Annotated in this window: 13 protein-coding genes and 2 pseudogenes; 8 read left to right on the top strand and 7 right to left on the bottom strand. The window is 63.3% G+C overall.

Annotation, left to right across the window (positions count from 1 at the left end):
• The first annotated feature begins 22 nt into the window (after positions 1-22).
• Positions 23-673, top strand: coding sequence for a YqgE/AlgH family protein (locus V1277_RS10530; protein WP_065747440.1), 651 nt, complete (start codon positions 23-25; stop codon positions 671-673).
• Between the two features lie 113 nt (positions 674-786).
• On the opposite strand, the gene V1277_RS10525 is transcribed toward V1277_RS10530, so the two are convergent.
• Together V1277_RS10525 and V1277_RS10520 are read right to left on the bottom strand one after the other, a co-directional pair.
• A complete protein-coding gene (locus tag V1277_RS10525; RefSeq protein WP_334416100.1) occupies positions 787-1,674 on the bottom strand; it encodes a TauD/TfdA dioxygenase family protein in 888 nt (295 codons plus the stop codon).
• Between the two features lie 346 nt (positions 1,675-2,020).
• Complete coding sequence (locus V1277_RS10520) at positions 2,021-2,800, bottom strand: SDR family NAD(P)-dependent oxidoreductase (RefSeq protein WP_334416099.1); 780 nt, start codon at positions 2,798-2,800, stop codon at positions 2,021-2,023.
• 98 nt (positions 2,801-2,898) lie between these two features.
• On the opposite strand from V1277_RS10520, the gene V1277_RS10515 reads away from it, so the two are divergent.
• The 3 genes from V1277_RS10515 to V1277_RS10505 all read left to right on the top strand — a co-directional run bounded on the left by V1277_RS10515 (position 2,899) and on the right by V1277_RS10505 (position 4,643).
• Positions 2,899-3,417, top strand: coding sequence for a GNAT family N-acetyltransferase (locus V1277_RS10515; protein WP_334416098.1), 519 nt, complete (start codon positions 2,899-2,901; stop codon positions 3,415-3,417).
• A 23-nt stretch (positions 3,418-3,440) separates the two neighbouring features.
• A complete protein-coding gene (locus V1277_RS10510; protein WP_334416097.1) occupies positions 3,441-4,175 on the top strand; it encodes an SDR family NAD(P)-dependent oxidoreductase in 735 nt (244 codons plus the stop codon).
• Positions 4,176-4,268: 93 nt separating this feature from the next.
• A complete protein-coding gene (locus V1277_RS10505) occupies positions 4,269-4,643 on the top strand; it encodes a CsbD family protein (protein WP_334372693.1) in 375 nt (124 codons plus the stop codon).
• A 235-nt stretch (positions 4,644-4,878) separates the two neighbouring features.
• Here V1277_RS10505 and V1277_RS10500 read toward each other — a convergent pair whose 3' ends face one another.
• Entirely contained in the window at positions 4,879-6,582 is a 1,704-nt protein-coding gene (locus V1277_RS10500) for an SGNH/GDSL hydrolase family protein (protein ID WP_334416096.1), read from the bottom strand.
• Between the two features lie 159 nt (positions 6,583-6,741).
• Positions 6,742-8,124 (bottom strand): lytic murein transglycosylase, encoded by a 1,383-nt coding sequence (locus tag V1277_RS10495; protein ID WP_334420331.1) that lies wholly within the window; start codon positions 8,122-8,124, stop codon positions 6,742-6,744.
• Between the two features lie 231 nt (positions 8,125-8,355).
• On the opposite strand from V1277_RS10495, the pseudogene galU reads away from it, so the two are divergent.
• The 3 genes and pseudogenes from galU to V1277_RS10480 all read left to right on the top strand — a co-directional run bounded on the left by galU (position 8,356) and on the right by V1277_RS10480 (position 9,917).
• Positions 8,356-9,235, top strand: a pseudogene (galU, locus tag V1277_RS10490) (UTP--glucose-1-phosphate uridylyltransferase GalU).
• A 44-nt stretch (positions 9,236-9,279) separates the two neighbouring features.
• A complete protein-coding gene (locus tag V1277_RS10485) occupies positions 9,280-9,618 on the top strand; it encodes a type II toxin-antitoxin system RelE/ParE family toxin (RefSeq protein ID WP_334416095.1) in 339 nt (112 codons plus the stop codon).
• On the top strand, positions 9,615-9,917 hold the full coding sequence (locus tag V1277_RS10480; RefSeq protein WP_334372701.1) for a helix-turn-helix domain-containing protein: 303 nt from the start codon (positions 9,615-9,617) through the stop codon (positions 9,915-9,917). The genes V1277_RS10485 and V1277_RS10480 overlap by 4 nt, the downstream gene beginning before the upstream one ends.
• Here the strand turns inward: V1277_RS10480 and V1277_RS10475 are convergent.
• The gene (locus tag V1277_RS10475) at positions 9,914-11,440 is read right to left on the bottom strand and encodes a GGDEF domain-containing protein (RefSeq protein ID WP_334416094.1); all 1,527 of its coding nucleotides are present in this window, start codon (positions 11,438-11,440) and stop codon (positions 9,914-9,916) included. The genes V1277_RS10480 and V1277_RS10475 overlap by 4 nt on opposite strands.
• A 132-nt stretch (positions 11,441-11,572) precedes the next feature.
• On the opposite strand from V1277_RS10475, the gene V1277_RS10470 reads away from it, so the two are divergent.
• The gene (locus tag V1277_RS10470) at positions 11,573-11,857 is read left to right on the top strand and encodes a DUF7662 domain-containing protein (protein ID WP_334416093.1); all 285 of its coding nucleotides are present in this window, start codon (positions 11,573-11,575) and stop codon (positions 11,855-11,857) included.
• 157 nt (positions 11,858-12,014) lie between these two features.
• Here V1277_RS10470 and V1277_RS10465 read toward each other — a convergent pair.
• Positions 12,015-12,316: pseudogene (locus V1277_RS10465) on the bottom strand (HigA family addiction module antitoxin).
• A 51-nt stretch (positions 12,317-12,367) separates the two neighbouring features.
• Entirely contained in the window at positions 12,368-15,244 is a 2,877-nt protein-coding gene (locus tag V1277_RS10460) for an EAL domain-containing protein (protein ID WP_334416092.1), read from the bottom strand.
• Positions 15,245-15,265 lie beyond the last annotated feature (21 nt).

Genomic DNA, 15,265 nt, shown 5'->3' with positions numbered 1-15,265 from the left:
AGCAAGAGAAAGGCCTTTGCGGATGAGCCCTGAAGGCAAGACATCGAAGCCTGTCCGCCGCAAAACCGCTGGCTTTGGCGATAATTCGTCCGGCGAGGGCTATCTGGACGGCCGGCTGCTGATCGCCATGCCGGTCATGGGCGATCCGCGCTTTGAGCGCTCCGTCATCTACATGTGCGCGCACTCGTCGGAAGGGGCGATGGGCATCATCGTCAACCGTCCGGCCGGCAGCATCGACTTTCCAGGGCTGCTGGTGCAGCTCGACATCATCGAGAAGGCCGACCAGATCACGCTGCCGGAAAACGCCGAGACCATGCAGGTGCTGAAGGGCGGCCCGGTCGATACCGGCCGCGGCTTCGTGCTGCATTCGAGCGATTTCTTCATCAAGGACGCGACGCTGAACATCGACGATGGCATCTGCCTGACCGCGACGGTGGACATCCTCAAGGCGATCGCCAAGGGCACCGGTCCGAAGCACGCCATCCTGGCGCTCGGCTACGCCGGCTGGGCACCCGGGCAACTCGAGAACGAGATCCAGCACAATGGCTGGCTGCATTGCGACGCCGACCCGGATCTGATCTTCGGCGACGACGTCGACGACAAATATCAACGGGCGTTGCGCAAGATCGGCATCGACCCCGGCATGCTGTCGAACGAGGCCGGGCACGCGTAGCTCCGATACGTAGGGTGGGCAAAGCGAAGCGTGCCCACCATTCACGACAACGGTTTGGATGGATGGTGGGCACGGCGCAAGTGCGCCTTTGCCCACCCTACGGCTTTGGCTCTCTACTCCGCGGCCTGCTGCGTCACCGTCGGCTCGGTACCGGCAACCGTGGCGCGGCGCATGTCACGGGGCTGCGACTGGTCGTAGCGCCGTACCCGGTGCATGGTCTGGCGGTTGTCCCACATCACGAGGTCATGCACGGTCCATTTATGGACGTAGACGAATTCCTTCTGCGTAGCGTGCTCGGTCAGGTCGCGCAGCAATAACCGCGCCTCGGGCATGCTCATGCCCAGAATCGCGCCCGCGTGCGATGACAGATACAGCGACTTGCGGCGATGCACCGGATGCGTCCGCACCAATCGCTGCAGCACCGGCTTGAACATCTCTTTTTCTTCATCGGTATAATCCAGGAAGCCGAGCGAGCCGCGCGAATACATCAGCGAATGTTCGCAGATCAGGTCCTCGATCTCGGCCTTGGTGTCGTCGTCCAGCGCGTCATAGGCCGCGCGCATGTCGGCGAATTCGGTGTTGCCGCCCTTCGGGTTCACCACCCGCGCCGACAAGAGCGAGAACTTCGCCGGGATCGGGCGGAACGAGCTGTCGGAATGCCACAGGCAATTGCCGAGGTTGAACAGATGCGCGCGGCTGTCGCGCGGCAATGGCTTACCGTCCTTGCCGAGATTGGAGACGTCGTTGAGGCCGGTCGAGAGGCGCGAATCCTGAGGCTTGACGATATTGCCGCCACGAGCGTCTTCGCGCTTGCCGAAATTCAGCGCAAATGCGAGTTGCTGTTCGTCCGTGATGTCCTGGTTACGGAACAGCAGCACGGCGTATTTGTCCATGCCGGCGTCGATGTCGGCGGCTTCCTGCGGCGTCAGAGGTTTTCGCAGATCAAGTCCGGATACTTCGCCGACAAAATGCGGATGCAACTGCCGGATTGCGATCGCCATGGCGTCTCTCCCGAAAGCGGCGGGCGGCTTTGCCCGCTCTGTTTGTAAGAAAAATTACTCCCCAACCTGTCCAAGTCAACGTTGCGGCGCGCATGCGGCATTGCGCCTGTCTCGTGTCCCGGACGTTGCTGATTTCTCATGCCCCGGTTCAGCAGCGCAGCACAGAGTGCTGCGCTGCTGAACCGGGGCCCAGGTCTAGCGGCGCTATGGGTCCCGGCTCTGCGGCGCAGCGTTGCCGGACGATGCTTCGCATCGCCTAGGCTGCACCGCGTCCGGGACACGTTAGCCCTCCACCCCATCTTCCAGAGTGTCAGGCATAGCTGCTGCGCAGCATCCGGGGAACGCCTCACGCATTCCGCGCCATCAAGCCGCCATCGACCGGGATCACCGCACCGGTCAGGAACGAAGCCGCCGGCAGGCACAGGCTCAGCGTCATGTGCGCCACTTCCTCAGGCTCACCGTAGCGGCCGAGTGCGGTGCGGCGCTTGGCATAGATCGTCTTGTGCTCTTCGGAAATCCGCTCGGTGATCGCGGTGCGGATCGGGCCCGGGCAAATGCAGTTCACGGTGATGCCCTCGCGGCCGAGCTCGACGGCGAGCGAGCGCGTCAAGCCGGTGACGCCGGCTTTCGCCGCCGAATAGGGACTGTGAAGTGCGGTGGCGCCGAGAGCCTCGGTCGATGCGATGTTGACGATCCGCGGATTCTTCGATCGGCGCAAATGCGGCAACGCGGCCCGGATGATGCGTGGATGCGCGGTCAGCATCACGGCCAGCGCCTTGTCCCAAGCTGCTTCATAACCTTCCTCGTCGATCGCCACGCGTACGGAGATGCCGGCATTGTTGATGACGATGTCGAGCGCGCCGAAATGTGCGGCAACGTCGTTGACCACCTTGACGATGTCGTCGGGCTTCGCGACGTCGAGCGTCCACGCTTTCGCCGTGCCGCCATTTGCTGCGATTTCGTTGGCAACCGTCTGGGTAAGCTCGGCGTTTAAGTCGGTAACCGCGACATTGGCGCCCTCGGCTGCGAACACGAGCGCGGTCGCGCGGCCCATGCCGCTGGCAGCACCGGTGACGAGAACGGTCAGACCTTTGACCGAGCGGCTGAGCTGCTTGAAATCTGACATGATGCGATCCGGACAAAGATGCGAGGTGCGCGTTGCAGGATTGACAAGGCTGGCACCGATCCGCAGACAGGTCAAACGAAGCCGAGCGAGGTGCAAACGTGACGAATATTCGCGGCCTGCAGATCCGCCGCCTGGAGCCTTCGGACGCTGCTCTGTTCAGGGATATCCGGCTGGAAGGCCTGCAGCGAAATCCGGAAGCCTTCGGCAGCACGTTTGAGAAGGAGAGCGCGCTACCGCTGTCGTGGTTCGAAGCCGTCCTTGGCCGTACCGTCATCTTCGGCGCTTTCGTCGAGGAGATGCTCGGAGGCGTCGCGGCCTATGCTGCGCAGGAAGGTACGAAGCAAGCGCATCGGGCGACCCTCTGGGGCATGTATGTTCGAGACACCGCAAGAAACTTGGGGCTCGGGAAGAAGCTCGTTGCGGCGGTCCTCGACCATGCACGCGGACGCGTGGAGATGGTTCAACTTACCGTGGTGAGTGAGAATGAGGGCGCGCGCCGCCTTTACAGCGCCGCGGGTTTCGTCGAGTACGGCTATGAAAAGAGGGGCCTCAAGCATGATGGGCGATATTACGACCAGGTTCTGATGGTCAAATTCCTCGACGAAGGATTGAACTAGAATACAAGGAAGGGATCGCAGGGATGAACGAACTGGATTTCAGCGGCAGGCAGGTGCTGGTGGTCGGCGGCTCCAGCGGGATCGGCAATGGCGTCGCGCAGGCGTTTCGTGCCAAGGGCGCGCGTGTTGCCGTCTGCGGCACCCGCGAAAGCGTCGCCGACTATTCGCCCGACGAAGGCTCGCATCTTGACGGGCTCGACTATTTCCAACTCGACGTCAGCAATGCGCAGGCCATTGAATCCTTCAAGCCATCCTTCACGAAACTGGACGTGCTGGTGTTGGCGCAAGGCGCGGTGATCTACCGCCGCGGCGAATTCGAGATGGATGGCTTTCGCAAGGTGGTTGAAGTCAACCTGATGAGCCTGATGGCCTGTGCGACAAAATTCCATGCGATGCTGAGCGCCAGCAAAGGCTCGCTCATCATCGTCAGTTCGACCGCCGCCTATCACTCGACCATGGGCAATCCGGCCTACAACGCCTCGAAGACCGGCGCGGTAGGGCTGACGCGCACGCTCGGCGAGGCGTGGGCCGGGGATGGCATCCGCGTCAACGGCATCGCGCCCGGCCTGGTCGACACCAAGATGACCAAGGCGACCACCGCCAATCCGAAACGCCTCGAAGGCGCGCTCGAGCGGATCCCGTTGAAGCGGCTCGGCACGCCGGCCGACATGGCCGGCGCCGCGCTGTTCCTGGCCTCGCCGCTTGCGTCCTACATCATCGGCCAAACCATCGTGGTCGACGGCGGGCTGATCCTGTAAGCCCGGCATCTTGATTAGAAGTGCGTTTCGATCGCGGTAGGAACCCGAACGGGGTCTCACCGGTTACTTCCGCTGAAGACAGGAGTGACCGCGATGGACAAGGATCGGATTGCAGGCTCGGCCGAGGATTTTGCGGGTAAGGTCGAAAGCACCGTCGGCGACATGGCTGGCGATGCGAAGACGCAAGCCGAGGGCCGCGTGCGCGAAGCGGCCGGCACAGTGCAAAATCTCTACGGTCAGGCCAAGGACGCCGCTCGCGACGCCACTGACACCGCCGTCAGCTACGCCAAGGACGCCATTGAGCACAGCGGCGACACCATTCGTAGCGGCCAGCAGACGGTAGCGAAAACCGTGCAGGAGAATCCGCTCGGTGCGCTGTTGGTCGCAGCCGGAATTGGCTTTGCGCTGGCGCTGTTGATGACCCGCCCGCCGCGCCGCCCGCCGCCGCGCTGGCGCTATTACGGCTAACTTCATCCTGAGGAGGCCGCAACGCGGCCGTCTCGAAGGGCGACGGCCCGACTGGGGCCGCTCATCCTTCGAGACGCGCGAAGACGCGCTCCTCACCATGAGGACTAGAGCCCCGTTCTGATTGAATCAGAACCGGGCTCTAGGTTTTTGTTTTGACGCGTTTTCTTGACGCGAACCGGTGTCCACCCCGGATCAAGTCCGGGACAGGCTTTCGCTGGAAAACGCTCTATCTAAATCATCGCGTGAAATTGCCCGGCGGAACCTCTGCCGAGCGCCCGACATTGCCTGGCGGCCGCGGTGCGCCCGGAAGAGCAGCGGGTCCACGCGGCGGTGCAGCCGCGGGCGGCGCAGGCGGCCGCGGCGCCGCACCGAAACCGCCGAAGAAGTCGCGTAGCGAGGGCCCGTTATTTTGCGCCGGGCGGATCTGCATCGGCGGCGGCAGTTGTCTCTTCTGTTGCTGCAGCGTTTGCTGCGGCGGCGGCAGTAAAAGCTGCTTCTGTGGCGGGGCGGCTGCCGCGGTTCCGCTCGGTGAGGTGGCCGCCATCGGCGTATCACCCTTCGCCGGCTCGCGGCCGATTTCGCGGCGAGGCCATATGTAGTCGTCCGCGCGGCCGGCCGGCGCGGCCAGCGCTTCACCCTTCACCAGCGTGCGTGCGGCGAGCGCATCGACCGCTGCCGGACGCGAGCCGGGACCGCCGAGCAATTGATCGGTGCCGACGGACGAGGCGACCAGCGGCATGACCGGTCCGGCCAGAGGACGCGGCGCCGGCTGGCCGGGCGCGACATTGGCCTCCGGCGTCGCCGGTTCGATCGGCACCGCGATCGGCCCGGAGCGGGCGGCCAGCAGGCGCGTCACCTCGCGCTCGACATAATGCGCGAGCTTGCGCGCGCCGGGCCTGGTGAAGAAGACGCCGTCGGCCGTGCGGAGCTGGCGGATCTGGCCTTCGAAGTCGGGACCTTTCTGCAGGAACCGGCCGGCTTCATCGACAAAGCCATCCCAGATATCGACATAGGTGATACCGGCCTTGCCGGCGCCGTCGCGATACAGCGCATCGAGGAACAGCATATCGGCCGTTCCCCTTTGCCCGCGGATCGCCGGCAGGCCGACCCACAACACCGGGACGCCCTTGGATTTCAACACGCCGATCAGCTCTTCGATCTTCTTGGTGTAGAGTTCGACCCAGCGCTCGTCGCGGAACTCGTAAAGTCCGCCGCCAGATCGCGCGGGTGCGGCGCTTTGTGGCGTGTCGTTATCGGCTGCATCGTCAGGCGACAATTCGGCGTCGGCCGGCTTATCGTCGCGCTTTGCCGTGTCAGCCGAGCCTTCCGGCTTCTTTGCGTCCGCCGGCTTGGTATCTGTCTTGCCGCGCGCGTCCTTCTTGTCTTCCTTCTTGTCGGTCTTCTTCTCGGTGACCGCCTCGCGGATGGCCTGGCGGTCGTGGAGGCCGAGCATGACGACGATGGCGTCGGGCTTTTCGGTGGCGAGGATGCCCTTGGCGGCCGCGGTCCAATCGGCGGGCTCGCCGCGCGGCTGATACTTGATCAGGCCGGAGACGGTCTTGTGCTTGCGGATCACGCCCATGTCGGGCTGCTCGGAATAGGTGTCTTCCAGGCCATAGGCGAGCCAGTCGGCCATGGCGTCGCCGAGCACCAGCACGTTACGTTCCGGCACCGTGTCTCGCTTGGCGGGCGCGGGCGCGCGGGAGAAATCCTGGCGCGGCGCCTGCGGGGCCTGCTGCTGGAATGGCGAAAAGAAATCGCCGCCGAACCAGCCGCGTTGCGGCGCTTGCCGCTGCGGCTGCCCGCCAAAGCCGCCGAAATTGAAAAACTGCGCCGACGCGGGTCCCACGATCCCGATCAGGAGCGCGATCGCAACCGCCAGCGCCACCAGTGGCCCGGTCTCGGTAAACACGCGCAAGAAGGACGTTGGCTTTCGCATCCGGCTCGGTCGCAAATGGATCGTGAAGCGTCACATATAGCAGCGGAATCGGGCCGCAAGCGGGCAGATTTCACATCCCATAAACCGGGGTTCCGGGCCCAGCGTCAAGGCTCCTGCCGAATCGTGGTTTCAGGGCCACTTTAGCGCTGAAAACGGGCCTTAACGGCCCCGCAGCCGCTCCAGTACGTCGGAAGAGGCAAACCCGTCCGCTGGCGCCCCGATCGAAGCCTGGAAGCTGCGGAGCGCCTCCCGCGTCTGGCCACCGAACTGGCCATCCGGCGTGCCCTTGTAGAAGCCGCGCTGCGCCAGGAGCTGCTGCAGTTCCAGTCGCTCCGCCCGCGACAGCACCCGTTCCTGCCGCGGCCAGGGTTGCACGAACGGCGGCCCGCCGCGCAGGCGGTCGGCAAAGTGCCCGATCGCCAGCGCATAGGCCTCCGCCGGATTGTATTTCATGATCACCCGGAAATTCTGCAGCATCAGGAAGCCGGGCCCCTGCATGCCGGCCGGCGCCAGCAGATAGGCCTTCTCGGTTGTGTCGGGAAACGGCTTGCCATCGGCCCGCTTCAGTCCCTGGCTCTGCCACTGCGCAATCGTCATCGCCTTGGACTTGTCCGCCAGCATGAAATTAAGGCCCTCCGGCAGCACCACCTCGTAACCCCAGCTCCGGCCGGTCTGCCAGCCGTCTTTCTTGAGGTTGTTGGCGGTGGATGCGATCAGATCGGCGACGTTGTCGACGACGTCGCGGCGGCCGTCGCCGTCGGCGTCGACGGCATAGCGCTTGAAGGCGGTCGGCATGAACTGCGTCGGCCCGAACGCGCCGGCCCAGGAGCCGCGCATCTGTTCGGGTCTGAGATCGCCGCGGTTGAGGATCTCGATCGCGGTGAGGAATTCATCCTTGAAATAGGCCTGGCGGCGGCCGACGCAGGCCAGTGTCGCGGTCGATCGCACGACGTTGCGGTCGCCCACTTGCGTCGAGTAGTTCGATTCGATGCCCCAGATCGATGCGATGATGTAGCGGTCGACGCCATAGGCTTTCTCCACCGCGTCGAATTGCGGCTTGTATTGGGCGAGGATCTCGCCGCCCTTGGCAAGGCGGTTGTCGTTCACGAGGATGTCGAGATAGTCCCAGATCGCCTTGGTGAATTCGGGCTGCGAATCCATCAGGTCCATGATGCGCAAATCAGGCTCGAGCCCGGCGGTGAAGCGCTCGAAATTTTGCTGGGTGACGTTGCGCCGCGCAGCATCCGGCCACATCGAGGCGACGCAATTTTGAAAATTAGCCGCCGCCTGCCGGATCGCGGACGCCGTCATCAGCGGATGGCCGGAGGCGCCGTCTTCGCCGCTCCAGGGCGGCGGACTGCCGTCCGGGCCGGGCGTGGCCTGCTGCGCCACAGCCTTCTGCCCTGAGAAGATATTGCCGAAAAAGTTCGAAACCCCGTTGCCGGAGGATTGGGCCTGGGACTGGCCGCTGGAACACAACAGCGCTGCGGCGATTAAGATCGCGCCGGTTCGATTACTCGTCACTCGTTCCAAGAGACCCATGCCGTACCCGTCCGTCGAAACCAACCCCGTGCCAGAAGGCCCTGACACGGTTTCCAATAGCTTAACAGAGGGCATTTTGTTGTCCCGCCCGGCGCGCGCAAGGGGAGGTGCAAGTCGGGCGGGAACGCCACCATACATCCGCCTTTGTTCAAGGGTGCAAACCGGCTATCAACGTGCAATCAAAGCACTTTCCTCATTTCCAAATCTCGATATCAAGGCGCCCGACATCCCATGAAAATCCGTAAAGCCGTCTTCCCGGTCGCCGGCCTCGGCACCCGCGTCCTGCCCGCCACCAAGGCAATGCCGAAGGAAATGCTGACGATCGTCGACAAGCCGCTGATTCAATACGTGGTCGACGAGGCCAAGGAGGCCGGCATCGAGCATTTCGTCTTCGTCACCGGGCGCAACAAGGGGGTGATCGAGGACCATTTCGACCGGATGTTTCGAGCTCGACACCACGCTCGCCGCGCGCGGCAAGAAGGCCGAGCAGGACATTCTGGCGCGCGACCAGCCCGAAGCCGGCGCCATGAGTTTCACCCGTCAGCAGGCGCCGCTCGGCCTCGGCCACGCGGTCTGGTGCGCACGCGATATTGTTGGCGATGAGCCGTTCGCCGTGGTGCTGCCGGACGAGCTGGTGCTCAACAGCCCGGGTTGCCTGAAGCAGATGATCGAGGCCGCGGCGAAACTCGGCGCTAAATCCAATCTGCTCGCGGTGGAGGCGGTGCCCGACGATCTCACCCACCAGTATGGCATTTGCGGCGTCGGCAAGCGCCTCGCCAAGAACATGTTCGAGGTCGACGGCATGGTGGAGAAGCCGCCGAAGGGCACCGCGCCGTCAAACCTTTCGATCACCGGGCGTTACATCCTGCAGCCGGAAATCTTCAAGATCCTCGAAACCCAGGAGCGCGGTGCGGGCAACGAGATCCAGCTCACCGATGCAATGAAAGCTCTCGCCAAGATGCAAAAGTTCTACGGCGTGGAATTCGAGGGCGAGCGGCACGACTGCGGCTCCAAGCCAGGCTTCCTGCGCGCCAACATCGCCTACGGCATGGCCCGCCCCGAGCTGCGCGAAGGCCTGCGCGCGGAGATGAAGAAGTATCTGGAGAAATGAGTGAACTTGACCATGCTACGGCATTGCCGTAGTGTAGTCCCTTGATGCAGACCGTTGTCGAGACGCCGTCGTACCTGGCCGATGCGGAACGCCTGTTTTCGTTGGACGAACGAAAAGCCATCGTGGATCGACTGGCATCCGATCCTGCCTGCGGGGTAGTCGTCCCCGGTGGTGGCGGTATTCGTAAAGTGCGATTCGGCTTCGGCGCACGCGGCAAGAGCGGTGGTGCGCGAATTGTCTATTTGTTCTCTGGAACAGACCTGCCTGTATTTATTCTGGCAGTTTTTGCCAAGAACGAGAAGGCCAATCTCTCGGCTTCTGAACGTAATGCGCTAGGCAAGATGGTTGCGACTATGATCGAAGACTATCGGAGGCGAAGGTGACAAAAGCCGCATTCGACAAGATCAAGGCAGGGCTGGGCGACGCCAAGGCCTATCTCGACGGATCCGCGAACAAGAGGACATTCGGAATTCATGTTCCTGCGCGGGTGAATGTAAAAAAAATACGTACGCAGCTCGGTATGTCGCAAGAGAGCTTCGCTCAAACCTATGGATTTGCGTTGTCGGCCGTGCGTGATTGGGAGCAAGGCCGCCGGCAGCCGGAACGCAGTGCCCGCATTTTGCTCAAGGTCGTGGAGAAAGAGCCCGACGCCGTGACGCGAGCCTTGGCGAAGAGCGCCTAAGCCACCAGCGCGAGCTGCGGGATCGCGGCGACCACGGACTGGTTGCGGCCGTTGGCCTTGGCGGCGTAGAGCGCCTTGTCGGCGGCTTCGATGAGGTCGGACCAGCTAAACGAGGCTGCAGGCGTCATGCTGGCCACGCCGACGCTGACGGTCGTCACGCCGGGATCTTCCGACCATTGTTCGACTTTCAGGCGGATGGTTTCGGCGACGGTGAGCGCTTCCACCGCCGAGAGGCCGGGCAGAAGTACCGCGAATTCCTCGCCGCCGTATCTGGCCGGACAGTCGCCGGCCCGCTTCACCGAATCCGAAATGCAGATCGCAATGCCGACCAGCACCTGGTCGCCGGCCTGATGTCCAAACGTGTCATTGTACGATTTGAAATGATCGGCATCGATCATCAACACCGCGACGGGGGTCTGGTTGCGCGTCGCCCGCCGCCATTCCAGATCGATCTCGGAATCGAATTTGCGCCGGTTCTTCAGGCCGGTGAGCGCGTCGGTGGTCGCAAGCTCTTCCAGCTTTTCCTCAGCCTCGGCGCGGCGGCCGATCTCGCGCGCGAGGAACAATGTGGTGCCGAGCACGAACAGGATCAGGGCCACCATGACCGCTCCGATCCGGATCACCTCCCGGTGCCAGAGGCTCAGGATGCTCGCCAGCGGTTTTCCGACTACGACAAAGAACAGGCTCGTATTGGCGCTTCGAACGTAAAGCCGCGGTGTCGGATCCACCGGTCCGACCCCGGCGTAGGACCCGCCTTGCTTCAGATTTGCCGGATTCCAGTTTCTTTGCTCTGCCAGATTTTTGCCGACGATGTCGAGGTCGAATGGTTTGCGCATGATGATCGTCCGGTCACGACGCAATACCGTGATCGTATCGGCGGGATCGAGTGTCAGCCGCCCGAATAAATCGTGGAAATAACTGAAGCGGATCGAGCCCACGACCACACCGAGAAAACCACCATCGGCGTCGGTGATGCGCCGGCTGAGCACGATCGAATAGGCGCTACGATGCAGCATCGGACGGCTCATGTACAAGCCCACGTCGGGCCTGTCGCGATGGACGAAGAAGTATTCCTCATCGCTGCGATCCTCCGGCACCGGATCGAGGCTTGCCGCATCGATGGTCAGCTTGCCTTGCGCGTCGAACACCTGGATCGCGCCGAAATGCCTGGCAGTCGCGGCATGATCGAACAGAATCAGATGGCGAATCTCCTTGCTGACCTTTTCGATCTCCGGCATCACCAGATTGGTGGCGACGTTACGCAGCGACAGGTCGTAGAGTTCGATATTCCGGCTGATATCGGCGTCGATGCTCGAGGCTAGATTTTCCAGTGTTTGCCGCGCCAGCTCTTCCTCGCCGCGGCGCATGTCGAGCATGACGCTGGTGCAAATCGCGGAGAAGCCGATCACGGCCGCGACCGACGATGCGATCAACAGCTTTACGGACAATCGCCAGGGGCGGCGGCCGGAGTCTTTCCTGAACCAACCCTTTCTGGCTACGTCGCTTTGCCGCTCGAATAGCATCATCCGCTCCAAGCCTTCCGGTATGCGCCGGATAAATTGTTGCGGTCTTAAGCGGCGACGGCGATATGGTAGACAGTTAACATTGGGTTGCCGGCGCCGACGGTTTTGTGCAATTCGCTTAAGAGGGCACGCGTGAACGTTTACGATCCGTTGCGGGACTATCTGAAGGCGCAGACGCGCACCGAATTCGTGCTGAGCTTCGAAGAGATCGAGGAGATCATCGATGCGGCGCTGCCGCGCGCCGCGCACCGTGCGTCATGGTGGGAGACGTTGCGCAGCCCGCAGGAGAAGATGCCGCAGCGCGAGGCCTGCCTCGAAGCCGGCTACATCGCAACGCGGCAGGCGGATGGAAAGAGCGTGAAGTTCAAGAGAATGCCTCAAGACCGCCGTCGTCCCCGCGAACGCGGGGACCTATAACCACCGGGCGTTGTTGTAGCGAAGGCAATTGGCCCCATCACTTCACGGAAAAGCCGCGGCGGATGGGCCCCTGCTTTCCGCAGGGGCGACGAAGACATTGGGCTAACGGTGCGGATTTCGGTCTCCGATCTGTGGAAGAATAGCGGGCGTTGCGGCTTCAGGCAGCATCAGCGATCACCGGCTTGATCTTTTCCAGTTGCTTGCCGAGCTCGCGCTCAGCCGTCTGCACGTCATAGGCGTTCTGTAGGTTAAGCCAGAGCAGGGCTGACGTATTGAGCGCCTTGGACAGTCTGAGAGCCGTATCCGCCGTGATGTTGGTGGTCTCGCTCGCAATGCGCTCGATCCTGGTGCGGGGAAGCCGCACGCCTTCGCCAGCGCACCTGGCGAGAGCCCGAGCGGCTTCAAGAACTCTTCCCGGAGAACTTCTCCGGGGTGCATCGGTGCCAGTTTCTTTGCCATGTGCGACTTCTCCAAGGACCTGCCCTTCGGCAGGGACTCGTGCCGCAGCGATTAGCTCGCCGCTTGCAGCCGTTCTTCGGTCAATAGCCGCATCGCGGCATCCGCATCCATCGGCTCGCCGAAGGCGAAGCCTTGCGCGTATTCGCAGCCCAATTGATAGAGCTCGACCGCATCCGAATCCGTCTCCGCGCCTTCCGCCACCACGTCCATGCCGAGGTCATGCGCCAGCGCAATGATTGATTTGAGGATCACCGGCCGTGTGCCGCGGCTGGTGGTGCGCACGAAGGACTGGTCGATCTTGATGGTGTCGAAGGGAAAGCGCTGCAGATACGCCAGCGAGGAATGGCCGGTGCCGAAATCATCCAGCGACAGTCCGGTGCCGAGTTCGCGAATGCGCGCCAGCATCTGCGCTGCATGCTCCGGATTCTCCATTACAAGCGACTCGGTGAGCTCCAGCTTAAGCGTGCCGCGCGCCACCGACGAACGCGACAGCACGGTGCGGATATCGTGGATCAAGTCATGGCGCAGCAACTGCCGCGAGGAGACGTTGACGGAGGCGAAGATCGGCTCGCGCGAGCGCATCGCGCGCTGCCATACCGAGAGCTGCCGCGCGGTCTGGTCCAGTACGAACATGCCGAGATCGACGATCAGGCCGATTTCCTCCGCAATCGTGATGAACTCGGAGGGCGACATTCTCCCGAGCTTGGGATGGTCCCAACGCGCCAGCGCCTCGAAGCCGGCGATCGAGCGATCTTCCAGCCGCACGATCGGCTGGTAAAGGATCGTGATCTCCTGCCGCTCGATGGCCCGGCGCAATTCGCTTTCCAGCGTCAGGCGGTCGGTCTTCCGGGCGCGCATCGCCGGCTTGTAGACGTCGATACGGTCGCCGCCGATCCGCTTGGAGTGATACATCGCAAGCTCGGCGTCCTTGATGATCTCGTCGGACAATTGCGTCTGCGGATCCGACAGCGCGAGCCCGATGGACGCGGTCAGGAAGATCTCGCGGTCGTTGAAGGCGATCGGTGCGCGGATGGTTTTGCGGATGGTTTCGGCGAAGGCGGTGATGCGCGCCGGGTCCTGCTCCGACATCAGGATCAGGCCGAACTGGTCGCCGGCCAGCCGCGCCAGCGTATCCTGCGGTTTCAGGATGCGCGTCAGCCGACGCGCCAGCGTCAGCAGGATAGAGTCGCCGACCGCAATGCCGACGGAATCGTTGACCTGCTTGAAGCGATCGAGGTCGATCACCATCAGCGTCGGCCGCAGGTTCGGCATGCTCTTGGCGAAATTCGCCACCGCGCCGAGGCGATCCATGAACAGTTTGCGGTTGGGCAGGCCGGTGAGGTTGTCATGCACGGAGTCGTGCAGCATGCGCTCTTCGGCGTTCTTGATTTCGGTGACGTCGGTCAGCGTTCCAACCACGCGCGAGACTTCACCGTCGGAGCCGACCACCGGGCGCGCCTTCAGCGCAAACCACATGAAGTGACCGTCAGGCGTGCGCAGGCGGAAATCCTGCACCAGCCGGCCGCGGCGCTGGTCGAGCACGCTGTCCAGCGCGGCACGGAAGCGATCCTGGTCGAGCGGGTGCAGCACCTCCAGCCATTTTGCGGCCGGACCTTCCAGCGTGCCGCGCTTCAGCCCGAGCAGGCTTTCGGTCTCCGGACTGGTGAACACCTTGTCGGCGGAGACGTCCCAGTCCCAGATCAGGTCGCCGGAGCCGGTCAGCGCCAGCGCGCGGCGCTCGATGTCGGAGACAATGCCGGTTGTCGCGCCGCCGCCGGCGAACGCGTGCTGCATCACCGTAAATCCGATCAGCATCACGATCAGCACGAGGCCGCCGAGCAGCGCCGGACCCACGATGTCGTTGGTGACGGAGCCCGCCACCGTCATGCCGGCGGCGATCACCCAGACCACCAGCAGGAACCAGGTCGGGATCAACAGCACCGCGCGATCGAAACCATGCGTCGAGAGATAGACGATCAGCGCAAAGCCGGCGAAGGCGATCAAGACCAGCGAGATGCGCGCAATGCCCGAGGCGACGGCGGGATCGAACAGCGCCAGCGCTACCAGCGAGCCGAGGAAGGCCAGCCAGCCGACGGTGATGTGGGAATAGCGCACATGCCAGCGGCTCAAGTTGAGATAGGCGAACAGGAACACCAGCAGCGTCGCCGCGAGGATCGCTTCGCCGGCCGCGCGCCAGACGCGCTCGGCGTTGTTCGACATGTCGAGCACCTTGCCCCAGAAGCCGAAATCGACGCCGATATAGACCAGCACAGCCCAGGCCAGCGCCGCAGCGGCGGGGAACATGATGCTGCCCTTCACAACGAACAGGATCGTCAGCACCAGCGCCAGCAGGCCGGAGATGCCGATCACGATGCCTTGGTAGAGCGTGAACGAGTTGACCTTGTCCTTGTAGGCGTCGGGTTCCCACAGATAGAGCTGCGGCAGCTTGTCGGTGCGCAGCTCCGCCACGAAGGTGATGACGGCGCCGGGGTCGAGCGTGATGCGGAAGATGTCGGCGGTTGCGCTTTCCTGGCGCTCGGGACGATCGCCGGTCGATGGCGTGATGGTTGCGATGCGCGACAGGCCGAGATCGGGCCACAAGAGGCCGGATGATACGATGCGATAGTGTGGCGCGACGATCAGGCGGTCGAGCTGGTCGTCGGTGTTGTTGGCCAGAGCGAACACGACCCAGTTCTGTCCGCCTTCGCGAGCGCGAACCTCGATGCGGCGGACGATGCCGTCGGTTCCTGGCGCCGTCGAAACCTGGATGCGGTCGGTCTCGCTGCGCTGATGATCGAGCACCGCGGTGAGATCAATGGCGGGCGCGTCACTGCGGACGCTGACCGCGTCGATGGCATGCGCCGCAGGCGCGGCCATAACAATCATGAGGCCCAGCGCGACTAGCGCAAGGCACCTGATCAGACGCAATGTCAGTACTCCGCGACCAAC

Source organism: Bradyrhizobium sp. AZCC 1588 (assembly GCF_036924735.1).
Lineage (GTDB): Bacteria > Pseudomonadota > Alphaproteobacteria > Rhizobiales > Xanthobacteraceae > Bradyrhizobium.
The sequence above is the reverse complement of the archived record's forward strand: the minus strand, read 5'-3'. Positions and strand labels throughout refer to the sequence as shown.